The following is a 23,445-nucleotide window of genomic DNA, read 5'->3' as shown; positions in this document are numbered from 1 at the left end:
AAATTTATGTTCTACTGCGCCATGCTGCCCTGCTAGTTAAACAGAACATTGAAAACGGCCATTCAGTCGAATAAAGGTACTTTTTACGATGAGTAGATAAAGGGAGCTGGTTAAACACCGTCCCGTAACTCTTCAATCGCTTCATGGAGCAATACAGCTCTGTCACAAATTTTTACTCGTCCGCAAGCACTCACAGAAGAGAAGGTTCCGTGCGAGGATTCACACATAACACTCCCATCACTGCCGGTGAAACGAACGTTCATCATTACCGGTACATCGTCTCCGGAACTTACGCTGGTATAAAGACTGATGAGTTTTTCATCATCGCAGTACACCCCCGTCGTCCCTTCCTTGAAGCCGATGTAAAGGTCTGGCATGCAAACCGGGTATTGATCTGTGTTCAGCTCAAGATGCAACGTCAATTCATCATTAACACGACGCTGATATTGATATTGACCAAAGCGATTAAATGAGGCCTTTACAGATTTAATCATCTGGAGAGCATTATTCAGACACTCCGAGATTTTTTTCTCGAACTCAGAGATGAAATCGCCAAAATCAGAATGAAAAAATTGCTTAAGTGCATATCGGGCAATAAGTACTTTCCCGTCAACACGCATTCTATTCTGATAAATCTCCTTTCTGAGCTGTAGCTGGAATGCATCATAATGAGGCAACGGTTTAGAAGCCGACAGTATTAGGGTTGCTACATCGACTATTTTTATAGCGCTGCGCGCGTTATGAAAACCGCGAATTTGAATTTTCTTAAAAGATGAATTTTCATAGACTTTAAGAAAGTATTGTATTTTATTCCGAAGGACTTCAGTTTCAGAATACGGTGCTTTATGTTTTATCAACTCTTTAATATATGAATCCAAATAGAGTAACAAATCATCAGGCACCACTTCTGTTTTGAATGTAAGCTGTTCAAAAAAGTTAGACTTGTCAAAGAGTTTTATATCCTGTTGACTTACAGTCAGTCCAAGCTGTTTTTTAAGCATGGCACAGACAAAATTCACATCATCACTTTCGTTAAACATTTCTACTTCCTTTTGGCTGAAAAAAAAGGAAGCATTCCCCACAGGGATTAAGCTTCCCTTGTGGGTTTAAATTAATTACATGTAAAGCAAATCATCTGAATGCTCTTGAGCAAACGAATTTACTTGCTTAAGCGAGTTATTTATCGCCTTTCGATAAAGCGCTGAAGAGTGCGATTGAACCATTTTATACTCAGTGACGAGAAGAGGTGATGTAAAGCAACCTAAATTCGCATCGAGTGTTAAAGGTCCAGCGTCGGAAGAATCAATGACAGCATAAATACGCCGCTTCATCACCCTACCTAACAGATAACGATTAACATGGTTCAGGAACTTATCCGCCCCTGAAACACTACTCACATCCCAATCAGCAGAAATTATCTGATCTGCAACTGAAACAGGTACCGGTTCAACAACTATCTGAGCATTGATTTGATGGTCAACACTGAAGAACCTGGTGACTACTTGTGAAACTGAACTCTTCGCAACCTTATCTGTAACTGCGAAAATAAGCGGAAGAGCCCGTGATAATCGTGACCGTAACAGACTATGAAGATGGCTGATAAAATTGTGCCCGTGTTCAACCATACCAAGGATTAGATCCTTGTCTGAATTGCTGGAGCGATAATAGACATACTCCAGTTTTTCACGATTCACACCCTCATTCAGCCAGTCTGGAGCAACATCCACAAGCCGAAGATGAGCAGCTGACAATGAAACCTCAAACCGCAAGGTTTCAAGAGTGACCGGCCCAGCCTTCAACAACGTAGCTCCTGAGCAATATTGTGCAACAGGGTGATTATCCACGTCATGGTCCCATAAAGGCTCCCAATCACGCAGATATCGCGCTAAATGCGGTATTAAAGTTCGGACTGGTATGTCAGCCTGAACAACAAGGCTCTGAATCACTCCCGTTTCCAGATTGACACTTTGGATCTCGGCACCTTCAAAACCCATTTTTACCAGCATCGCTTCAATTAATTTATCAATCGCTTTCATTTTATAGCCCTCGATTAAGAGGGAATCTTCCCCAAGGGAAAAATTCCCTCAGGGATTAGATAATTTGATATTAAGTTTTAATACCCGTAACGGATCGCATGTTGTCTTTCATTAAGGTACGCTTCGTATTCATTTTTTCCGGATGCGAAACACTCTTTAACAAAGACACTGCAAAATGCTTTAAGATCATCTCTGGCATGCATTTCTTTATCTGACATCAGAATTGCATAGTCAGACGTGTCGACATCCGCTAACCGCCATCCGTATTTCATGTAAACACGATTACTGAGGGCATAGCCTTTAAGATAGCGACGTGCATTAGTGATGATTTGGCGACAACCGGATAAGTCAGACGACAACGTATCAGGTGCGATCATCGTTTCCAGAATATCAACCGGCAACCCCTTACAAAAAATTTGAACATTATAATTGCTGTAGCAGTCATGATACTTAAATTCTTTTATAATACGGTCTGGTTGATCAGTTGATATCTTATTTAAAACATCAAGTGCTAAACGGACACCTTCCATCATACTTTCATGTAATTCCACATTCACAAATGAAAAGAAGGAACTCAGGTCATCCTTGAACGTGAGATAGTCATCACTAAAACGTCCTTGTCGGGTCAAATGTAGCAAACGTTGCTTATTATATTCACAATCAGTCACGTCATAACTACCACCGCGCTTTAGAGTGAACCCTTCCTTGATAGAAACCAGGAATCTAATATGGTCAATTAAAAAAGACCGGTTCCGTTTATTTTTAACTACATCTAATTGGCGTTTAACACAATCCGCAATGTCCTGGTCTTCGAACCCAGGGAACGGGATATCTAGAAAATTTGAACTGTATGCAGAGGCATACGAATAAAGAAAATCAAATGAAACATCGGCATCACAGCATATACCAGTAAATTTACCATCGTTGCCAGTTAAGCAGATAACATTGCTGACCTTCACTAAATGGTTGCGTGACATCAGGAATGCATTAATGATTTTCTCAATAATTTTCATGTAATCCTCTCTTAATTATAAAAAGGGATTACTCCCATCAGGGATGTAATCCCCAGATGGGTAGAGTTAATCAGAAATCGCAAAGACCTAAATCTTTATTTCGTCCTGAGATCGTGGAAGATATCAGGCGATTAGCACGTTTCTGTATATTATGCTCAGATGTCTCTTTCATATAAAATGGTAGTGACATACCAAGAGACTGTCCATTTTGGAAATAGTGACAGACTATAAAGCCATATCTCCAACCTGTACGGATATAAGACTGAACGCATTTGATAAAACTCGAAGCTGCCGCTTTTGTTCCTAAAGAGGTATATGTTTTCAGATACCGGTCCATTGAACTTAGTGAAACAGCTTTAAGAGTCACCTCCATCGTTTCATTCCCGTGCTTCACTCTTTTAATCAACTGATCTACATTCCGGAGCAAGAATGCTTTACGCAGTCCAGCAATCAGAATTAAAACCTGTCTGAGTAATGCACACAGCCTATTACGCACATATCTCATGAAGTCTTCAAAATACAAAAGCCAGAAACAAGCAGCCTGGCTTATCAAAGGTTCATGAGAGCAAGCCAGCATCTTAGCCAGCTCGATATCTTCAGCTCGAGAAGAAAAGTTACTTTTCTCAAACCACTGTTGCTTTGAATTACACGTATAGAGCTCTATCCATACAGAGATGCACTCAAGTGACTCCATGTCTTCACAGAGCAATTCAGCACTGTTGATACACTGCTGAAGTTCAAGACCGATATCATACGAAACCGGACATTCTTTCAGAGTCTCAACGTAGTTAGGGACGAACTGCAATAAATGCGTTGTTTTCAGGCACAGGCTGAGATGCACTTGCGTCAAAGGATTTACCAGAGACTGTGCAGGCAACTCAGTAATGGAAATCGGTACAATACCATTCTTTATCAGAACCGCATTAACCAGATCTGTAGCTAATTTCATAAGACCTCCAGAACAAACTCTGAGGGCCACCCCGATGGGAGGTGCCATCAGGGATGTAGTTAAAATTTGTGTTATCTTTATGCGCAAAGTGCCATGACATCGTCGATATAACTGACAAGAGATGGTCGCTCATCCTTTACTGCAAAGTGACGAAGGCCATCCAGGTTGTATGCAGGAAGGAAATCTGCATAACCTCGCGCACGAAGATCATCAACAACAAGTTTTAAATAATCAAATCTTCCAAGAGAACCTCTTAATGGCGGTTTTCCGGGTTTTGACAAAATTTTAAATGCTTGTTGCCAGGTGATTTCTTCCGCGTCTCCTGTTGCAAGATTAAAATGCACATACTTAAATGTTTTATAATCTCCACGACAAGTAAGATAGTAATTCGGAAAGAAGTATTTATCACAACGCAACAAACATGTTCCTGAAGGACGTATAACGTACAACAGGTTTTTGTCTTTATCTATTATGCTGTGTTTTAAAATCGTGAAGTCAATTTCATTATCATGAAGGTAATAACACGAAGATGGTTGCTCAACGATATGAGATGAAATCACAGCAGCGAACGTATTAAATAAATCTTGATTTTCAATATTCATAACAATGCTCTCCGATATTTAACGATGAGCATCACCCTAACGGTAATACTCCCGTCAGGGGTTTTAAGTTTTATGGATATACCATGTCATACAACCGACCGTAGCCAGAAGTACCGCACATTTATTAAACTGAGCAAGCATCTCAGCCGTAAAAAAAACCTGAATAACAGGTGATTTTCACGAAGGAAATCGGATTATCTGTTTAGGATTTAACGTAATTAAACACTAAAGAGATAACCCCCCCCGGCCTGAAAAGGCGGGGGAGTTATCGGATTTAAAGCTGAGCAAGACATTCAGGAGCCCATTTTACGGGGAATCCATCCGGTCCTGTTAATTTTAGTACATCGTTCCAGTCGACTCCTTTCTTCCCTACAGGAATATCGAAATCAGGTTCAAAGACTTTAATTGTCAGCTCTGAAGTGGGATATCGCTTTGCAAAAAACTCTTTCATACGTTCCTGAAGTCGTTTAGCTGACTCCATTCCCGGGGAAGTGCCTTTTGTATTCACAAGATCCTTATCCGCCCAGATGTAAAACTGTATTACTTTCACACCAGGGGGAGGCAGGAGACTATCCGGCACTTCAACGTTTTCAAGGCACCAGGCAGAGCTCGCGGCCCAGCACGGTGTTGAAGTCGCTTCAGTAACTGACAGCGCGTTTTCTATGCCTTCAGCCACACCTAACGTCCAGGTACGGGTACCTGGATTGAAGTGTGGATCGTACAGCTGAATTGAGCCGCCAGTCATATCGGCAGGCGGTTTCATCATCAGTTTCGGATTCTCAACATGTGCCTTATCACCATTTAACTCGACGAACGTTCTGTGGATTGTCAGAGGACGCCCACGGGTATCGCGATAAATTGCGATCATTCCCGGGTAAATCGTGGGTTTTTCCAGTGACTTATCCATGTAGTAAAGTCGTTTGTTCAGACCTAAATCCTTGGGAAGGTTGCTCAGAACTCGATTAAGACCTCGATTTCGGAGATACACCCACACAGGGCTCTCAGGTTTGATTTCACCGGTATAGTGATATATCACTTCAAGTTTACGCCCTCGTTTTTCAACTTCATCGCTGTCAAGCGTTTCGGTTGCACGAACTGTTAATTTATAACGACGTTCACTTTCGAGATCCGCATCAGTTAATGGAGCGTACAAATCCATCCCAAAGAAATCAGTCAGGATCTTCTTACAAGTCTGGGTCTTGCTCAGCTTGTAGTACTCTGCCAATACATCAATACCGTCACAAAATGCATTCACTGGAAAATCATTGTGAATGGCACAACCGGTAAAGAGGTCCTTTTTACGGAACCGGAACTTTGATTTCCCGACCCCACTAAATGGGCAAGGAACCTGGCCAGGTGCTTTATCACAAGCGTCTTTAAATGCCGGTATTCTATCGAATACATAGCGCCAGCCTGATACTTCCGCTATACGAGCGTGAACCATTTTTATAAAGTGGTCAGTGACTTCATGTGGTGTACGCTTAACAGCCTGGGATGCATAAGTCATTTGTTCTCTCTTATCTGGCATTGTGGGTTTCTCAATGCCCTCTGCGATGCAGAAAACAGGGAGAAACCCACAACGCAGAATCTAAGAATGAGGGCCCACAAGGGCCCTCAACAATTACGCTTCAGTCTTGAAGCCGATATTTTCAAGACGCTGGATAAAACCATCAACCATTGACGTTGCCATTTCTCCATTACCCTCTGGTATAGATACATCCCGGAGAATTCTTTCTTCTGGCAATTCACTTTTGACAATTTCACCCATGCGACCAAAAATACGGACACGATGCATCGTCCCGACTTTTTCATACTCGACACGGTAAGTCTTTATCTGAGTCATATATTGCTCCTTAATCCTTCAGGGAGCAAAGCGACCCAACCGGGCGTCGTTTTGCCCCGATTGGGTAGAGTTTAATTAGATAGAATTTGATGTACTAATTTACTGACCTCATTCGGCAATAAAGAAATATCATCAACATTTACGAAGGTGCCCTCATTAAAACCCATCAACACATCAGTTTTAATACCAACACCAGCGATTTCAATGCCGTTACTTTCAGCAACTGAAAAAACATCATTAATGGTGTAAGCCGACTCAGTCGGATAACCATCAGTAATAAGGAAAACAATTTTCCTGTCAAACTGGCTTTCAAGTAACAACTCTAAAGCAGCATTTAATGCAGAACCCGTTGGGGTATTATTACCCTTGCAGCCAAGTGAGAATTTTGAAAGTTTCTCTTCCGCGTTTTCATCAAACGTTTTGATAACTTCAAAATCTTTGTCTACAAACGGATAAATCACATTAGCAACATGCATTTTTGAAATAGCTTCAATTGCCAGAGTTAATGCAAGGTCAGTCTTAATTGCATGGATATAACGGTGTTCCAGACTCATTGAACCTGAAATATCACGAACAATGACCAAGCCGACGTGGCCCCGGTTTTTAGATTCGCTTTTTGACCGAAATACATCCCTAACACCCATCGGAGACTGGATCAGTCGATTAATATCGAATGACAAGCCTCTTTCACGGGTTTTAAATTGACCACGCATTTTTACCTGCTGTAAAACAGATAAATCTGCCCCAAGGGTCTGGCTGATATTTAATGCTTCATTGTAGACATTCAGATCAATGTTCAAATCTGGAACATCCCACTCACTTGCACCAAATTCAGCTTTAACCTCATCCGACACACTGACAGCAATTACGGAGATCTCTTTTGCAAGAACCTCATGAAAATCATCGCTTTCCTCATCACTGTTTAAAAAATCATCCAGCAATTTAGCAAGCATATCCCACTGTTCAGGAGAAAAGTTACTTTCCCCCTCAGAAGAATTTCCATTTGAACTGTCGTTTAGGGAAGGTGTCGAGTCAGCATCATCCGAGCCGGGGTTCGCCGATTCATCACCTTCGGACTCACCATCAGGTTCGCCGTTAGAGTTCTCAGCATTTTGTTCATCCCCTCCGGATTGGTCCGGTAACCCATTACCTTCCGCAGGCGCCTTACCATCACCAGAATCATCGCCTTGGCCTTCTTTATCACCATCCCCCTCACCCTGGCTATCACCATTGGGTTCGGTATCAGGTTCATTCTCAGAGCCAGATGATTCATCTGTATCGTCATGCGGGTCTTTCGACTGCTCCTCTTCTTGCTGTTTCTCTTTTGCTTCATCCCTTAAACGCTCTAAAAGAGCCAGAGTTTTACGCGCCAGAGAATCGCAATTTTGCGTACTTTTGCAACTTAGAGCTTGATGAATGATCTCATCGACTTCTGAAGTTACAGGTGCAAGGATTTTCTTTGCATAATCGAAAAATGGGTCAAGCGTTTCTTTATGCCCTTCTTGTTGAAGAACGTTAACCCGCAATGTATTAAGCAGGTACATTTCAATAAACTGAACCGGGTTTTGAGGGGTTGAAGAAATATCAACCGTCATTCGCCCAGCTTCAACCATCAAGGCATAAGTCACCGCGAGGCGTTTTTTTGCCTCCTGATAATCAATACCCGTCTTCTCTTCCATCTGGACATCATCAAAAAGATTAATAAGTCCTTTTAGTCGACAAGCACGAGCATATGCTTTTTGCTTTTGTTTTAGGTTTTGAAAATCAGCCTTCAAGTCATCATCAATACTGATGAAGCCATCTGCATTGATCAATTCTCCAACAAAAGCTTCACGGTATACTTCATGCTCTGTATAACGACCGTGTCCTGCTTCATGACATATGAATCCTTCAATTAGCTTGACAAATCTCTCATCGCTATAATCACCGTTAGGTAAAACACAGACATTGTTTTGGGTGTTGAAATAAGGTGTACTCACCTTATTGTCAATAATTACATAAATCCCATTTATACCGCTTATCACGCTGGCTATATTCGTCAGGCGTTGAATATGGCGTGGTGAAGATTTTAAATCAAATTTCATTTGAGTACCTTTATTTGATAAAGGGTACTCACCCAGATGGTGAAGTACCCATCTGGGGATATTTTTACAAGACTAAATTACCAACCGGTCAATTCGAGTTCGCAGTCAAATGCGCTATTACTACCACTGGCCTGAATAGAAACATCTTCATCAGGGCCAACAGCAGGCTCAGGTGCAGTCACTGCCTTGTTATCAAGATCTTCAACCGGGTCTTCTCTGAAAACATTTGCTGAAGAAAAAACATCATCCTCAGCAGAATTCAGAGAGTTAGCCGCTGTAACCTGTGAATCGATATTGAATGACCGGGTTATGGAATCCAGCCAGTCGGTTACCTTTTGTTCACCGGAGATAATACGTTTCAGCATTGACGCATCGCTCATGAAATAGAACCACTGCTTTAATACCGCAACATCACGGGGAGAAGAAATGGCACCTTTTGGTAAATTATTCATAACATGCTTAATAGCTTCTGCAAGAACAACAGCCTCTTTATGAATGAACATGAAGCTAATTATTTTATCCTGCATCTGCTTTAATCGGTCAATCGTGCTGGAACGCAAATTATCATTTTTGCTGATTTTTGTATAAACCTTCATAGCTTCATCGGCCAAGTCAGTTATCAGTTGTTCTTGATAAAAGTCCTGCGTTTCATCCCCCTCCACACTAATCGGTGAAAACGGAATGAAATGCGCCAGATTAAACCGGAATGATTTAACAAAATCATCTTTAGTCAATTTCAACTGGTCAATTAAATCTGACATCAACGGACTGCGATCTTTCTCAGCCTGAATATGAGTGTCATAGTTATCAACCACGTTCTGGATACCGGCTTGAAATTCACGTTCGATTTCTTGTGCCTCTTCGAGAAACTCCTCCATCCTTTCAACTGGCAGTATCCACATATTGCTATAGCGGATGCACAACCGTGAACAAAGGGTTGAAATTCGACTAGTGATAGTGCTTTTGAAACTCAGTGCCTTTATGTCTATCCAGCGAACTTCGCTTTTAGACACGCTCTTCTGGTCTGTTATATCATCACCGCCATAGGACAGTTCGATTTTATCAGTTCGCCGAGAGCCCTGACACCCACTAATTTCAATTTTTGTTATAACAGCACCTTCCAGCAAGTCAGGATATGCTTTTATAAAGTTTTCACTGATTTCCTTTGCAGAAATTTTATTAAGTTTAGAAGTATTGAAAGTCATAGGTTTTCTCCAGATTTAGAAATGGGAAAACCTCCCCGTCGGGAAAGATTTCCCGATAGGGTTAAGAATATTACTTTTCAAGTGTTGTTAAAAGAATTCCAGGAAATTCATTTTCGACATCCGCCGATTGAATGCTCCCTTGATACATGAATCCTTTTGATTCAAGGCCCTTAATCATGGCTTCCATATCTTTGTTACAGACTTCATAACAAATAAATGAATAGTCATTATTATGCTGCTTCAGACCTATATATTGATTTCCATCTTGTGCAATCACGAAAGTTTCAGTTCCGTTTGCACTCAGAAAACCGTAAAACGTAAGATGAGTAAAGTCTGTCACACGGCATTCAGCCTTCTGATAACTCGTCCCATCTATAACTACTTTTTTGCAGTGTAATACTCCATTGTACGGTTCTTGTCGTCACCGAGAATTAAGTCGATGGCTTCCAACACCATACCAGTGGCATGTGCAGGCAGAGCCGACGCAAAAGCAATTTTAAATGTATCCAGTAAGGACATGGTCTTTAACGTCATTGACGTTCCAACCCAGGCCACAAGCTGGCGTATATCCATTACACTGTCGTCAGTTCCTGTGTTGTTTACTGCAACGGCTACCGAAACGAATTTTTCAATTACCAGCATAGGCAGGCTATTGTAGCGTTTAAGCAAAACGTTGGTTAATGCAACCTCTGAAGGCCTTTCCATCTCCACAATCAGGAAGCGCTTGATAAACGCTGCATCCTGCCGCTGCGATGAAACGAACTTACGAGATCCCCCACTCATGTTTGTGTTTGAAGTACCCATAAACCGCGTAAACTTATTGGCCTTAACCACTTCGCCACCGTTGGCAGCTAGTGACCAGGGCTTTCGCTCTATAGGCATATGAAGCTTTGCGGCAGTATCAGGGTCAATCTTGTCCACTTCATCCAGAAGAATGAGATGGCCTTCCTGAAATGCCGTTACAAGCTCGCTAGGCACAAAACTGGTGTTACCGTTATTAAGACTTCGCTCACCTTCCAGCTCATCAGCACGAATATTGCTATTGATTTGCTTTATGGTTAGCGGCCAGTTCAGCATATGGCTAATATACATTGCCATTTCCGTCTTACCTGATCCAGACTCTCCTTTCAGGCATACACTCAAATCTATATCGTTACTTACAAGCAATTTTACTACTTGCTCAAGTATTCGAGCATTCGGTATATAGTCCTTATTCAGATTTGCACGATATGGAGATAGCTTTTTAAATACAGGAACAATCATATCCTCGTCCATCTCAGGAATGCCAAATAAATCTTTTGCTTTGACAAGGTAATACTGATCCTTATTCGCAAACATCTTACTTGATATAACATTTGCGGGTAACAGATTACCAATGATTTCCTCCTGGAGGGAAGCTTCGGATTTTAATACAGTTGCGGCGTTAGTCATTTTTAAAACTCCGGTAAAATGCAAACACCGCCCGCTGGCAGATGTTTGCCAGTGGCATATTAGTTGAAATTCATCGCACACGCTGTCGCCATCTGCGTTCTGATAGCTGCAACGTTGTAACCGAGAAAAGTTCCTACTATTTCGAATACTTCAGAGTCAATCCATTCGAACTGGCGTTCAAATGTAGGGTTTACGATTACCCAACCAGAAGTATCTCTTAATGTTAACTTGTTAGTAACGACAAGCTTTTCAAACAAGTTAATTGTTGATTTAAATACTTTGGAATAGACATCCATTATATCCCGATCAGTCCATTTAATTGCCAGTTTATTTTCTTGCAGCAAATAGTCCTGTTCGAAAAAGATATCCCATCCCATCTCTTCCTTACAACCATGCAAAATAACATTATTATCTTGATGATAACGAGATAATTTTGCATTTTCACTTCCGTAACTGTGCGTATATTCATATAAGCATTTTTTAAGCTCTGACCTGAACTCAATAGCATCAATACCATGAGTGGCACATGTAAGCTCAAATGATTTCGACATATACCACCGTGTTTCAGCTTCAAGAAGCGGATTCACGGTAATATTACCGAATTCATCAGTTGTATAGAGTGTTTTTGTAAAGGCGAGATGTTTAACGTTTTCCAACGACTCTTCCAGTGCAATGACGTATAACTGATATACATCTTCAGGAGCCCAGTCGAAAACCAGACCACCTAATTCCGCACTGTATTCTTCTAGTGTGAAGAGATAATCAGTTTCCGCAGCAAAACTAATGTCATGCAGAATTTGATTTTTGAGTAGTTTGGAACAATCACCTAGCAGAGTAACATCTTCAGATGCACAAGGCTCCAGTTCCGGGCCAGAATGCTTATCTTCTAATTGCGTACTTTGTTTTGTAGCGATTGCATCATTTATATAGTCAATTGGAGACGCGACTATAGTTATTATTTCATTTTCCTCTTTTTCAAAATCGAATATAGAGAAAAAATCCATTTGTTTACTGCTAAATGCAGTAGGCATATTTTTTTGTTTCATGGGTTCTCCTAAGGGAGAACCCCCATGAAGGGATTTCTCCCCTTTTGGGTGGTTTAAATGTCAGATCTGTCTAAAGCTACTTTGCCCAAAACCCTTAGGGGGTTTAGGTATGTGAGCTAACTTACTTGTTGCTACGACTCTCATGTAGTCAAGAGGATGCTCTCTCCCTTCCAACGTGATGGTATCCACAACAAGATAACCGGAGACCATTAACTCATCACCTTGATTTATACCAGTGAAACAGCCTGAATACATTTCTGGTGATACTTTAATTTGAATCGAAAATTCTCTCTCAGTATTTTCACCATTAACTTCAGTTTTCATTCTGTTTTTGAGTTTTATTAATAACCCAACGTTACCGCCAGTCATTTCTTTCTCCATTGCACTGATAACTATCCCGGACACTTTTACTTCATTAACATATTCAAGATATGACATTACTTCTCTCCTCATTTTAATCAAAGAGAAGCCCCGTCAGGGTTCCCCCTTAACAGGATTAAATAAATTTGTTTACAATGAACATCAATCCCAGCATACCAATAACAGAAAAGCCAAACAGCTGACCAAAAGATCTTGGTGCTTTTACCGATTTAGCGTTATTGATTTCTGCCATGAGTTCATCAATTGTCGCCTTCCGTTTTTCTGCTTTCATTTGATAATCTAAACATTGTTCCTCTCGTTTTGTGAGAAACTCAATTTTCGATTTGATAGCATAATCCCAACCTTTGGAATCGAAAACGCTCAATTCACTAAAGGTGTGTAACATGAGTTCATCAGGAAAACCTAACTCTTTCATTAATGGGCGAACGGATTCATACATTGCATCCACAGTTTCATAATGTGCTTTGGTCACTTCATTAAATCGATTACGCAATGCTAATTTATCGCGTTTCTCAATAATTTCAGAAACCCAGGCAATCAACTGATCATTTTTTAACTCTCTGGATTTGGCGAGTGAGTAATCTAGATTATCCACATCAAGGAATGTGTTCAACCCATACTTTTCAAACTCTTCAGTTAAAAATTTATCCAGATCGGCTAATGTTTTAAACATTGGAATTGCAGGTGCTTCTTTCAGAAGCGTGTAAGCTTTCTCAAAGTCAATTGGATTGACATGAATTTGCTGCATTTCCACATGATAATAAGTTGAAAAAGCAGAAAGCTTTTGAGCCAGCATTGAAACTGATTTCAAAGAGTTCAGTTCAATTATGGTTGGTCCATCTTCATTCATAATAACAATAAGGTCATTATCATGCTCTGAATAAATAGCCAGAGAATCCAATAACTTCTTGTTAACCACCTTGTCCATATCTGGAATCAGATCAACAAAGGCGATGAGAAGAGCTTTACTGCGTGCTTTACTTTTAGACATTTGGGGTCACCTATATATAGTAAGAAGGAAGGAATAATTTAATATTCCAACACAAAGGCAAAGCCTGTCATTCATCTCCCGTAAGCTATGAACCGCCTGATTTATACTTTCTGGCATTAGAAGTACGCAACGAAAATAGCTCCATTAAGAGCTAAGTTAGTTACGATTTGGTAAATTTGTTTAGCCTTTTTCAGGCATGGGAAAGGCACCAGCGACAAAGGTGACATTTTGCCGGTGGTGCCTTGCAGCTTGACAAAGCTGGCCGCTTTTCACGGCTGAATACGCGCTTAAAGCGCAAAGTAACTTTTCTAAAGTTACCTGAAATGTGGGAGCGATAAAATTAAGCTCATTTATCTTATACTACACAGATTCATTCCTGTAAATGAAGAACTCAAAATTAATCTTATAAAGGTGATTCTATTCTACTTTTCGCAGCCTCTTTCAATTTATCTTCAGCACATTCGCTTAAAAAGAAAGACGGATCACCATACCACATTACATGCAGCTGTTGCTCTGCTCGTGTAAATCCAACAAACAGCAGTCGTCTTTCTTCTTCAATCGCCTCCTGCCCCACTGACCGCTTACTTGGAATCTGGTCCGCATTACAGCTCATAATAATAACTTTTTTCCATTCTAACCCCTTCGAACCGTGCAACGTCGATAAAACTACTTTATCCGTTGTGTATTCCTCATCTTTCTTTTTCGGCCCCAAACACATCGCAGCAGCTCGATTTATCATGTTTTGCCAACCATTTTTCTCTGCCCATTGCTTACAGGTATCAAGCGCAATTCGTGTCAGTGAAGGTGTCCCTTTCTGAGTCCTCATTTTTATTGATGACAATTCCATCCATTTAATCAGGTTTGCAAAACGCTTTTCGATTTCGACTTTATCCCGAGTCTCCTGTGTAAACCGGGTGAAATTTGAATGAAGCGTTCTTGTTTCCAAGGAACTAGCATCCGGAATTCTCAGGTCACCAAAAGTAACTTTTCTCCCTTTCATGCCAAATGCTGTTTGGTCCAAAATTTCTTCATTTTCACCGAAAAGCGCCAACACCCTCTTCATTAATCGAACATCGTAGGACTGACGAAAGAATGCCATCAGATGCAATACGTCGCTTGTCTCTTTCTCATCCCAAAAGGACTTCCCTCCATAACGAAGCACTGGCTGCTCTATCAAGTTTTCAAGCTGATCAAGATGTGCATTGCCTCTGCTGAGGATTGCCCAGCCATTTGGGTCCTGGTTAATTAGATTGAGGATACCTTGAATTTGCTCCTCCATATCGACATAAGAGCGGAAATGAACTTTTCCCCCGCCACTCTTAGCTGAACGCAGATCCTTAGCATATCTGTACACATTTTTCTCAATCAATGCCCCTGAGACATTCAGTATTTCTGGTTCACATCTGAAACAGGTATTCAAATAAAATATGTTGGGCCTGAATTGTTTCTCAAATTGCTGGAAAATTTTTACCCCGCCGGAGGCCCTGAATGAATAAATTGCCTGGTCATCATCCCCAACTATGCTCGTGTTAACACCGGCCCTAGTATGCAGTGCGATCCAGGAGTACTGAATCGAGTCGGTGTCCTGCACTTCATCTACCACTAAATGCGTCAAATTCAGTGGCTGCATTTTTCCTGAATGCATCTGGCCCACGACAAAACGAGAGAGTGTATTCAAGTCAGCGACCTGGTCTTTCTGACATATTGCCTGGTATGTATTGAACAAGTGGATCTGCTGACGCGTATGACGAACAGAAATGATGTCTGTATCCATTTCCCTTCCAATCGCGTCAATGGCAAATTCAGCCTCCGAGTATTGGAATGGCGCCCCTGACTCCTTCAAGGCCCTGTGAATTACAGAACGCTGTGCCGAGCTAATCAGCATCTTGCCCTTCCAATTGACCATGTCCAGTTGCATCCGGATAAAGCCATGGAAGGTATTAATCAGTACCCTGTCATGATCTTTTTTACTTAACCGACGTTTAATTTTTTCAGCCAATGAATTTGTTGCAGCACGGGTAAACGTGACCATTGCGACTTTGGCATAAGGGAACTGCCTGAGGATTGAGAGCACAGCCTCGATCATCGTAAATGACTTTCCCGACCCTGGTGCAGCAATAACCATATTATTTGCGTTTGCATTTTCTATGATGACCCTTTGCTCATCTGTTGGTTTACCCATAAAAGCCTCTAAATATTTAGTCCCTTGGATTATACGATTTAATTTAGAGGGATTTTTCTTTACAAGACCTGATTTTGATTGCTTCACATTTTTTCATTTTTCTTCATTTTGCTTATTTGAGAAACTAGCGAGTATGAAATAATGCTCCTAGAAGAAAAATCATTCAACGAAGGGTCAAAAATGAAAACTAATAATATTTTATCTCTGGTTTCAGCTTTAGTTGCCAGTGCATCACTGGTTGGTTGTGCCGGAGACGCTGGCAAATCCCCGAATTCTGCACAGCACAGCGACACTCATGGACTCTACTGGCATGCTAACCCTAAAGACTCGGTAGCCAAAAATGCTTACTCTTTGGCCGGTTTTGACGTTACTTTTAAGGAAGAAGTAGTCCAGCCGGGTGGCGATGCAGATAACTTCCTTTCCAAACTGCTGGTTAATGGCTCCATGGGGTATGTAACAGGTGGGCTCAGCGGGTTAAGCATTATGAGTTTGGGATCGTTGTACAGCTCCTCCGACGCTGAATACATCCAGGTCAATCAGTATGTCGTCTTTGTCCCGAACCCTAAAAATCTTCCTTATAACGATGAAAGCTTAGTACGTGCAGGTGCTGCATATGTATACAATCACACCCAAGAGTCACAAGTAGCACTTGGGTTCAATCCTTCAAAGCAAAGTGCGGCTTTGGCTTCATGCAAGATTGATCTGGCGGTCATGAATAAATGGAGTACCTGTGACCTCCCTTCAAAGCCAGGGGCTGATGTAATGCCAACTAGTTCCATGTACAGCTTCCAGCCTATTCGCCCAGCTACTGGAACTGAAATCCCTCAGCTGAACCTTCCTGCCGGTGAATATTCAGTAATTCGTTACGTATTTATCCCATTTAAAGGAAATGAATCTAGCCGTAATTTCTCAGGTATTATTTTCCGCTCCGACAGTCCAAAGTTCACAACACCTAGTGGCGTTGCTGCTTCAATTAAAGGAAAAGATTACTATCTTTTTGCCGGAGAATATGGTCAAAAGGGGTTCCCGGAAAAACAACTTAAAGCTAAATAAAAAAAGGGGCTTTAAAGCCCCTTTTGTTTAGTATTTTGGTAATTCTTTCCCCGTAACTGGGTCTACATAGGTTGACCCAACTTCACAAATAGCAGGTCGTGGTAGGTAACTACAGTCCACGTTTTCCTCCTTAATTGCCTGACTGTTTTCCTGTCTAGCTTTTATCATATTATCCTCACCACCCATTGCTTCTATCGTTCTTTCTGAAGGAAGTTTGTAATTCTCATTTTTAAATGGCAAGTTTCCTGTTATCGATGACTCTGAGAATGTAGCGTACTGGTCTGGTACTTCTCCGACCTGGACAGCATCGTTAATCCATTCAGTTAAATCAATTTTATCAAAATCTAATCTCTGGATTTGACTAATTGATAAGCCAACGCAATTTGAAGCAACCGGGTCTATTCCTAGTTGAGGATATGCCTGCTGCATAATTACCCGGGATAACATTGAATTATAACAACACATGTCTGTTGCTTTTTTAACGCACTTCTTTGTAAATCCCATATTAAGATATTTAACACAACGTTCAGTATCCAGTGTAAAACAAGATTTCTGATTTTTGTGAATTGACGCCTCCATTTCTTTTTGGTCACAAGCCACTAGCATTTCAAGCAGCATTTTTGTGACTTGATATGCCGTATAAATCCAACCGATGACATTTAATGCAAGCATGAAGTTTTGAATAGCAGCTGAAAAAACTATTTCGCCACCCGTTGTCGCTACATTTTGAAAAACGAAATCTCGAACAGCTCCGGGAAGCAAATCATAGGCTTTTTCCATGGCCATCTGCTTAAGCTGACCAATCCCGAATGAGCTAATTGTCTCCTGTGCAAGTTGACCACTTCCACCAGCAGATGATGATCCTACTGTTCGCCCAAGGTTACCAGCCACATTTTCATACAGGCTGGTTAATGGGCTAGTGGCATTGCTCCACATTTCACCAACAGTTTTACCTGCCGATGCTGTCCATTCACCAACCGAGTTGGCCATTGATGCCCAGGTTCCACTCTCTCCGCCGGTCCAACTGACCAACTGAGAATTTACCCGTGTCCAGTTCGTGTTTCGGATCATCGACCCAGCCAGCATGATCGCCTCCAGTGAGCCAGCTGTACCCTGGGGCTGTTCGCAGCAATCTGTTTTGGCCATTCCGTTAACAAAACCAACAGATCTGCCACACCACTCTGCTTTTCCCTCAAATACAGAGCAAGAGTTAGGGTCGTTAGGGTCATCACATTTTGCTTCCCCCTGCATATACTGAACCATGTTTGAGTATGCGGCCACTTTCCCAAAATCTTTGTTTTCCTCTTTTGGGCCTGTTTCGCATGTACCACCAGAACAGGGGATCATACCTACACAAGCGTTAGTCTGTGACTCAACATCTCTGACAACGTCCGTCCCTCTGTCACACGTATATTTCTGCTCATACATGTAACACGTATTTGTGCCTTCATCGAACCAACCTTCAGCACATGTCTGTTTATCGAGCACACACGCAGCATCATTTTTATATGCGCTGCAAGCGTCAGGCATATTTTTAATATCGTCATAGTTGTAGCAGAGGTCTTTACCTACAGCGTCTTTCATGATGTTTCCTTTCGCATCATAAGAGCACAGTTTTTCCTTCGCTAAGGGATCACAGAAGTAACCTTCAAGGTTCGTTTTCCAGGTTAAGAAACCTGTATCACCTTTATAAAGCGGTGAAGCCATTTTAAGCACACTTTCCGGAAGCCGCTTTGTTCCGACATCCATGTTTACAAACCTGTCGAACCGACAGAATGAATTCGGCGTTTGTACTGCATCAAAACAACCTGCGGGTTCCTGTATATGTTTATCTTCCAACTTCATATTTTCAAAAGTCAGCTCAACTTCAAAATAACCTTCACCACCACCACCAACCCATACACGTGAAGCCATAGTCACTTCGCGGTCCTGCTCCTGATATACAGAGTTCCTTACCAGGTCCGTAATATCGTAGGTTTTGTCAAGTTTCCAGGATTCACCCAGCTCCCACGGCCCTTGTGGAGATGGATAGTTGCTACTTCTATATGCTCCGTCTATATGAGCAAAAATCTGTATTCCATCAAGCGTGACCCTCATATGATCATCCCACTCTGCGTTAATTATTTTCGCAGTTGCAAGCTTTGCATCTGGGTGGAATTTTAAGGTTAATGAGTTGTCATAGACTCCATCGGTCCAATAGTTGTCGTCCCTTCTCCCAAACCAGACTCTCACACAGTTATCCCCACACATGGACATATCACCATTACCGCCTGAGATATAAACCGGCACGGAGAAATCACGAGTTATCGTACAACTGTTAAAGTTATCTTTCTTGGGTGAGTTGCAGTAAAACTCTTTATAATCTGGATAGTGCGTTGTGATAGTTTGTTTTGATGTTTCCGTATTACAATTCTGTAGCCAGTTACCTGTACCAGCCACAGCATTTCCTATTTCATTTCTGCCAGCATTGAACATAGGATCGTTAGGTTTAATATTAGTTGCAGGATTATCTTTATTTGCATTCACCAGTGTACGGTAGGCTACCCCATCGTAACTTTGTGCTTCAAAAAGCTGACTTTTTCTATTTTTAATGTCGTTGATGAAGCCACTTTCATCCCCATACCGACCACCGGCATTAAACTGAATATCACTGTGCTTCTGCTCTGAGCTGAATAGTTCCCCTGTGCTGGTTTTGGTTCCTGCCGTTGTATTCGGGTTGCTACTTATAGCAATATTACCGTTACTGTCCCTGGAAAGTAGCTTTGCCCCCTCTTTCGTATAGTTCGAGTTGATCGTTCCGGTCGTCATACTCGGTAACTGTACAGTCTTACCGATCGACTTCCCGTCGGATGCCGCATTACCCATAACACTTTCATTTGAGTTCTGTGTCCCGTATTTCCCAGCATTTAGATTTATTGATTCTGCTTTACCTACATATTTCTCAGATATTCCGCCACTCAAGTTTTCCCCAGAATCCGCATTTTTATATTTCTCCACAATATCCTGAGCACTTGTGGTTGCGTTTCGATTGGCGTTGGGATTAGCCAAATTAAAATTATTTTCTAACTGGTCAAATATCGCATCTGCCGCGTATATTTTTGGCGTCATCACAATGTTAATGAGCGACACGCAAAATGCCCAACTCATAGTATTGGCGATCATAGATGCTATTATAGTTGAAACAATTGTTTTTCTATGTTTCACAAATATTGCCTCATGATATCAAGCACCTGGAACGTAGCGAACACAACAATCATTGTAGCGCCACAACATATAGACATAGTTATCTATACCTATTTTCTTCCTTCCACCTTTCAGTGTTGACCAATCATGAACAGAATCACCAAGACGATGACAGCATTCTGGTCCATTTGCTTCAGGTGTTGGGAAAAGCATCGAAAGTCGGTATTGAGAACGAGGGGTGAAGTATTCCCACGTTTTCTCACACATTGCATCAGCCCCCATTGTTCTCATTAGCATTCCTTGCCGATGTAGCTTAGTAAGTAGTCGTTGTGTAATAAGGGAGCTTGTTCTGACGGCATCATCATTCGCATAGACATGCCCTGTAAGCGGATACAAGTTCCCATCACATCCGGCGCAAAAATATGCAGCTAAATTGTCCTTCCCGGCTGTCACTGCCACGCAGTCGGCTGCACACACCATTGAGGCAATAGGGTTTGCAAATACCACAGCTTCGGGGTTCAGCACGAGCGTCAGCAAATCGCTTTCCCACATTGGGTCTACTTCGCTGATATACGTCAGACTGGCATCAACATAAGGTTCAGCTGTACATTCACCGATGATCAGCAATTTCAACATTGTCATGATCGGGAATTCCCAGAGATGTACGTCGTAGAATCCGGCTTCTGTCCCAGTCATAGGCTGGTTAGTATTACTCTTTCCAATATCGAACTGTGATTTTTGCAGCATGGTTCCCTCTAAAAATGGGCTGCACCACGGGCTTTTCACTACTTCTACAATTTTTACTGGCTGAAAAAAGCTGAGCTGCCATCCGATTTCTGGTATCCCATTTTGGTCCGTGCAATAGCAGCCAGGTCGCGAGGGTGCGGCTCCTTCTGGCGCCGCACCAATTCCCATGATTCGCATCGGGAAGATGCAACTCCAGCATATGTTTTTGATGAGGCCCTGCCATACACCCGCTGACTGGCACATTGCTCCCGGAATGCCGGTATCTGCGGCCATGGACATTGCAGGAAGGGAGAGCGACAGCATGACAGCGACCAATATTTCCAAAAGTAACTTTTTTAGATTCTTCACCGGCACGCTCACTATTTATTAATGAATGTTGTCACGCTTTCCACATACGCAACCACTTTGTTGAAATATTCTCTCATCTGGTCCGGGTAATTCAGGGTCAGCCACATGGCCAGCAATGCCCCTAAAATAAATCCGATTTTCATATCAATTCTCCTCTCCCGTAATTTTTACTCCAACACCACGGATTTCAGCTTCACTGAATTGTGTTATCCGGAATTTATCTTTTTCGGTGGAGATCAACACTGGCGTGTTTTTTACCTGGAAGCGGGAAATAATTTGCTCATTAACTTTGAATACCTTTCCGTTAAATTTCTCTCGCAGATCATTCAAATGGTCCCAACCATTTTCCTGTTTAATTCGGGTAAACATCGGCATAACCTGTCCACTACCAAGTCGCTGGCGATATTGCTTCTCAGCCCAATCAAGCTGGCCAGGGATCATTGGGTCAAAAATTATCATAGTGAGATTCTGCGGGAATCTGCTCAGCGGGTTAATGAGCTCGCCCGCAGACGCAATGACGCGGCCTTGCTTATCTTTCACGTCCTGAGTAACCCTTATAGTCGGGTCGATTAACCATTCCTTGTGCTCCTGAGCCGGAGGTAGATTAACCATATATTGGTTTTTCCAGGTGTCAGAAATAGCTCTCTTCTTGGCGCCGTCCCAGTCATACTTTTGTGCTCGCTCTTCTAGCTCCTTAATAATGCTTTTCTCTTCTACCGGGTAGGTCGTACCAGCAATAGGAAAAATATCCTGATCGGGTTTTCTGGCCAGTTCTCGCTGGAAGAAATCAACGTTAAACGAACCGACCATTTTCGCGAATCGGGACTCTTCACGGGAGATGATTGTCGGGACCTGCGCGATCTGGTACTGATTAAATGCATCCGGGTCAATCGTAATCAGCGGAGAGTCAAACTTCCCCTTCACCACCAACTGATTGATTGCTGCCTGGGTCTCCGGAAGCCGTGTTGTGCCTTTCTTCAGTCCATTAAAAACCACTCTTGCCTTATGCTGTGACGCGGTACGGAGGAGATCTTCCAGGACGTAATCAGGCAAGCTAAATGACGCAAAGATAGTGATACCGTTTTCTGTCGAAAGCACCTCTTCCCGTCTGCTGTCTATTTTTCGTTCGAAGTCAGCGGCGGTGATCCCTGAGGTACCAAACATCTTTTCGATATTCGACGACTGGCTGCGCATCACTTCTGGTTTATTTTCGACAGACTTTAGTGCTGAGGCGTTCAGGTTCGTATTTCCCTGAATCTCATCACGTCTGCGAATAATGTCATTAACTGCCTCAGAATTATTACTCTGAGCGCGTATAGCCTGGGTATGATCGATAACCGCTTGCACACTGTCAGCATTCATACCCGGGACATAGCCTCGGTTCGTTGGCTGACTGAGATCTCTGTTTTGCTTCATAGCCTCAGCCTGCCGGACGTACCTCTGGACATCAGGAGAATCCAGAGTGCCTGACGGAAGCGGGCCTTCTGCTGTTTCCAGCGGCGGTGATTGAGCGCCCAATGCCTGAGCTTGCCTGGCTATGTCATCGGCAACCTGCTGATACTGAGAGCTGGCCGTAGCAGTGGATATCAAGGCGTAAAACGTCAGGCAGGAGGCAAGAGGCTTAATGGTTGTTTTTAATTCAATAGATCGCATATGTTTTCCCAATAACTGAAGTCAACTTAACCGGCCCCCAAAATCGTGAGTCCCATGAGTGATCCGTTTGCCCAATTAAAAAGACTTCTCCTTTCGGAATAGTTAATTCTCTTTCAATAGACTCAGCAGGTATGTTGTATTTCTTCGAAATACGTCTGGCATTAGCTTTATAAAATTTATCTCCGTTATAAACGCCGTCCATTGTGACTTTCAGGCGATCTCCACCTACTCCAGCCACAATCTTAATAACCTTCTCATTTTCACGTATAAAACGGACTGATTTTGGCATATGAAAAGCAATGATATTCCCTGCTTTAACCGATTTATCCTTCAGGTCAATCATGTAAAGATCAGCAGGTAAACACCCTTTTAATAGCCCATGGCCAAATGTAAACCGAGTAAAGAAGATGGACAGAACCAGCAACAGAATTGCTAAGTTGATTGGCACGTACCAATCAAAAATCAGTACCCCACGCTTTTTCGGTATGTATTCTTTCATAACCTGCTTCTCTCAGAGACATGTACCAAAAGGGACTCATTTTTTCACTACCTTAATACCTATTATCCACGTTTTGGACCGTCTTCATTTCTGCAAAGCCAGTTAATTCTGATTATTTACGCCCTCTTTTTATTTTATTCTGGCCTTTGATTTGTGATTCTTGAGACTTGTGTCATAGCTCATGTAAAGTAACTTATCT

21 protein-coding genes are annotated in these 23,445 nt (G+C 42.1%); 1 reads left to right on the top strand and 20 read right to left on the bottom strand.

The window, feature by feature from the left end; genetic code table 11:
• Positions 1-110: 110 nt before the first annotated feature.
• The 15 genes from FQZ95_RS13475 to trhI form a co-directional block, all read right to left on the bottom strand.
• A complete protein-coding gene (locus tag FQZ95_RS13475) occupies positions 111-1,040 on the bottom strand; it encodes a hypothetical protein (RefSeq protein WP_097311324.1) in 930 nt (309 codons plus the stop codon).
• A 75-nt stretch (positions 1,041-1,115) separates the two neighbouring features.
• Positions 1,116-2,036, bottom strand: a complete 921-nt coding sequence (locus FQZ95_RS13470) for a hypothetical protein (RefSeq protein WP_097311325.1) — start codon at positions 2,034-2,036, stop codon at positions 1,116-1,118.
• A 77-nt stretch (positions 2,037-2,113) separates the two neighbouring features.
• On the bottom strand, positions 2,114-3,049 hold the full coding sequence (locus tag FQZ95_RS13465) for a hypothetical protein (RefSeq protein WP_097311326.1): 936 nt from the start codon (positions 3,047-3,049) through the stop codon (positions 2,114-2,116).
• 70 nt (positions 3,050-3,119) lie between these two features.
• Entirely contained in the window at positions 3,120-3,998 is an 879-nt protein-coding gene (locus FQZ95_RS13460) for a hypothetical protein (protein ID WP_160530293.1), read from the bottom strand.
• Positions 3,999-4,075: 77 nt separating this feature from the next.
• The gene (locus FQZ95_RS13455) at positions 4,076-4,600 is read right to left on the bottom strand and encodes a hypothetical protein (RefSeq protein WP_097311328.1); all 525 of its coding nucleotides are present in this window, start codon (positions 4,598-4,600) and stop codon (positions 4,076-4,078) included.
• A gap of 274 nt (positions 4,601-4,874) precedes the next feature.
• Positions 4,875-6,128: a DUF7146 domain-containing protein gene (locus FQZ95_RS13450; protein ID WP_097509727.1), complete on the bottom strand. Its 1,254-nt coding sequence runs from the start codon at positions 6,126-6,128 to the stop codon at positions 4,875-4,877.
• Between the two features lie 93 nt (positions 6,129-6,221).
• Positions 6,222-6,443 carry a hypothetical protein gene (locus FQZ95_RS13445; RefSeq protein WP_000192122.1) on the bottom strand — a complete coding sequence of 74 codons (222 nt, stop codon included), beginning with the start codon at positions 6,441-6,443 and terminating at the stop codon, positions 6,222-6,224.
• Between the two features lie 71 nt (positions 6,444-6,514).
• Positions 6,515-8,527 (bottom strand): VWA domain-containing protein, encoded by a 2,013-nt coding sequence (locus FQZ95_RS13440; protein WP_097311330.1) that lies wholly within the window; start codon positions 8,525-8,527, stop codon positions 6,515-6,517.
• 77 nt (positions 8,528-8,604) lie between these two features.
• Entirely contained in the window at positions 8,605-9,732 is a 1,128-nt protein-coding gene (locus FQZ95_RS13435) for a DUF3150 domain-containing protein (RefSeq protein ID WP_097311331.1), read from the bottom strand.
• Positions 9,733-9,802: 70 nt separating this feature from the next.
• A complete protein-coding gene (locus FQZ95_RS13430) occupies positions 9,803-10,072 on the bottom strand; it encodes a hypothetical protein (protein WP_097311332.1) in 270 nt (89 codons plus the stop codon).
• Between the two features lie 38 nt (positions 10,073-10,110).
• A complete protein-coding gene (locus FQZ95_RS13425; RefSeq protein ID WP_097311333.1) occupies positions 10,111-11,163 on the bottom strand; it encodes an ATP-binding protein in 1,053 nt (350 codons plus the stop codon).
• A gap of 59 nt (positions 11,164-11,222) precedes the next feature.
• Positions 11,223-12,209 (bottom strand): hypothetical protein, encoded by a 987-nt coding sequence (locus FQZ95_RS13420; protein WP_097311334.1) that lies wholly within the window; start codon positions 12,207-12,209, stop codon positions 11,223-11,225.
• Positions 12,210-12,269: 60 nt separating this feature from the next.
• A complete protein-coding gene (locus FQZ95_RS13415; protein ID WP_097311335.1) occupies positions 12,270-12,647 on the bottom strand; it encodes a hypothetical protein in 378 nt (125 codons plus the stop codon).
• 58 nt (positions 12,648-12,705) lie between these two features.
• Entirely contained in the window at positions 12,706-13,581 is an 876-nt protein-coding gene (locus tag FQZ95_RS13410) for a hypothetical protein (RefSeq protein WP_097311336.1), read from the bottom strand.
• 403 nt (positions 13,582-13,984) lie between these two features.
• Positions 13,985-15,763: an IncHI-type conjugal transfer helicase TrhI gene (trhI, locus tag FQZ95_RS13405; RefSeq protein WP_097311376.1), complete on the bottom strand. Its 1,779-nt coding sequence runs from the start codon at positions 15,761-15,763 to the stop codon at positions 13,985-13,987.
• Positions 15,764-15,943: 180 nt separating this feature from the next.
• Between trhI and FQZ95_RS13400 the strand changes: the two genes are divergently transcribed.
• Entirely contained in the window at positions 15,944-16,816 is an 873-nt protein-coding gene (locus FQZ95_RS13400; RefSeq protein ID WP_097311337.1) for a hypothetical protein, read from the top strand.
• 27 nt (positions 16,817-16,843) lie between these two features.
• Here the strand turns inward: FQZ95_RS13400 and trhN are convergent, their stop codons facing one another.
• Genes trhN through trhF form a run of 5 tightly spaced genes read right to left on the bottom strand, consistent with a single transcriptional unit; the run spans position 16,844 to position 23,246 of the window.
• Complete coding sequence (gene trhN / locus FQZ95_RS13395; RefSeq protein ID WP_160530292.1) at positions 16,844-20,020, bottom strand: IncHI-type conjugal transfer protein TrhN; 3,177 nt, start codon at positions 20,018-20,020, stop codon at positions 16,844-16,846.
• Positions 20,021-20,038: 18 nt separating this feature from the next.
• Entirely contained in the window at positions 20,039-21,094 is a 1,056-nt protein-coding gene (gene trhU, locus FQZ95_RS13390; RefSeq protein ID WP_201794334.1) for an IncHI-type conjugal transfer protein TrhU, read from the bottom strand.
• Between the two features lie 11 nt (positions 21,095-21,105).
• Positions 21,106-21,237 carry a hypothetical protein gene (locus FQZ95_RS26715; RefSeq protein WP_272917206.1) on the bottom strand — a complete coding sequence of 44 codons (132 nt, stop codon included), beginning with the start codon at positions 21,235-21,237 and terminating at the stop codon, positions 21,106-21,108.
• Position 21,238: 1 nt separating this feature from the next.
• A complete protein-coding gene (gene trhW / locus FQZ95_RS13385) occupies positions 21,239-22,747 on the bottom strand; it encodes an IncHI-type conjugal transfer protein TrhW (protein ID WP_097311339.1) in 1,509 nt (502 codons plus the stop codon).
• The gene (trhF, locus tag FQZ95_RS13380) at positions 22,734-23,246 is read right to left on the bottom strand and encodes an IncHI-type conjugal transfer protein TrhF (protein ID WP_097311340.1); all 513 of its coding nucleotides are present in this window, start codon (positions 23,244-23,246) and stop codon (positions 22,734-22,736) included. Before trhF ends, trhW begins: the two co-directional genes overlap by 14 nt.
• Positions 23,247-23,445 lie beyond the last annotated feature (199 nt).

The organism is Escherichia sp. HH41S (assembly GCF_009820115.1).
GTDB lineage: Bacteria > Pseudomonadota > Gammaproteobacteria > Enterobacterales > Enterobacteriaceae > Escherichia > Escherichia coli_F.
This window is presented reverse-complemented; position numbering and strand designations above follow the sequence as displayed.

Excerpts from the sequence above, each read along its gene's own strand:
- FQZ95_RS13435 (WP_097311331.1), bottom strand. The coding sequence starts at position 9,732 with ATGACTTTCAATACTTCTAAACTTAATAAAATTTCTGCAAAGGAAATC.
- FQZ95_RS13420 (WP_097311334.1), bottom strand. The coding sequence starts at position 12,209 with ATGAAACAAAAAAATATGCCTACTGCATTTAGCAGTAAACAAATGGAT.
- FQZ95_RS13445 (WP_000192122.1), bottom strand. The coding sequence starts at position 6,443 with ATGACTCAGATAAAGACTTACCGTGTCGAGTATGAAAAAGTCGGGACG.
- FQZ95_RS13475 (WP_097311324.1), bottom strand. The coding sequence starts at position 1,040 with ATGTTTAACGAAAGTGATGATGTGAATTTTGTCTGTGCCATGCTTAAA.
- FQZ95_RS13415 (WP_097311335.1), bottom strand. The coding sequence starts at position 12,647 with ATGTCATATCTTGAATATGTTAATGAAGTAAAAGTGTCCGGGATAGTT.
- FQZ95_RS13470 (WP_097311325.1), bottom strand. The coding sequence starts at position 2,036 with ATGAAAGCGATTGATAAATTAATTGAAGCGATGCTGGTAAAAATGGGT.
- FQZ95_RS13465 (WP_097311326.1), bottom strand. The coding sequence starts at position 3,049 with ATGAAAATTATTGAGAAAATCATTAATGCATTCCTGATGTCACGCAAC.
- FQZ95_RS13460 (WP_160530293.1), bottom strand. The coding sequence starts at position 3,998 with ATGAAATTAGCTACAGATCTGGTTAATGCGGTTCTGATAAAGAATGGT.
- FQZ95_RS13425 (WP_097311333.1), bottom strand. The coding sequence starts at position 11,163 with ATGACTAACGCCGCAACTGTATTAAAATCCGAAGCTTCCCTCCAGGAG.
- trhW (WP_097311339.1), bottom strand. The coding sequence starts at position 22,747 with ATGCGATCTATTGAATTAAAAACAACCATTAAGCCTCTTGCCTCCTGC.
- FQZ95_RS13450 (WP_097509727.1), bottom strand. The coding sequence starts at position 6,128 with ATGCCAGATAAGAGAGAACAAATGACTTATGCATCCCAGGCTGTTAAG.
- FQZ95_RS13440 (WP_097311330.1), bottom strand. The coding sequence starts at position 8,527 with ATGAAATTTGATTTAAAATCTTCACCACGCCATATTCAACGCCTGACG.
- FQZ95_RS13400 (WP_097311337.1), top strand. The coding sequence starts at position 15,944 with ATGAAAACTAATAATATTTTATCTCTGGTTTCAGCTTTAGTTGCCAGT.
- FQZ95_RS26715 (WP_272917206.1), bottom strand. The coding sequence starts at position 21,237 with ATGAAAATCGGATTTATTTTAGGGGCATTGCTGGCCATGTGGCTGACC.
- trhF (WP_097311340.1), bottom strand. The coding sequence starts at position 23,246 with ATGAAAGAATACATACCGAAAAAGCGTGGGGTACTGATTTTTGATTGG.
- FQZ95_RS13455 (WP_097311328.1), bottom strand. The coding sequence starts at position 4,600 with ATGAATATTGAAAATCAAGATTTATTTAATACGTTCGCTGCTGTGATT.
- FQZ95_RS13410 (WP_097311336.1), bottom strand. The coding sequence starts at position 13,581 with ATGTCTAAAAGTAAAGCACGCAGTAAAGCTCTTCTCATCGCCTTTGTT.
- trhI (WP_097311376.1), bottom strand. The coding sequence starts at position 15,763 with ATGGGTAAACCAACAGATGAGCAAAGGGTCATCATAGAAAATGCAAAC.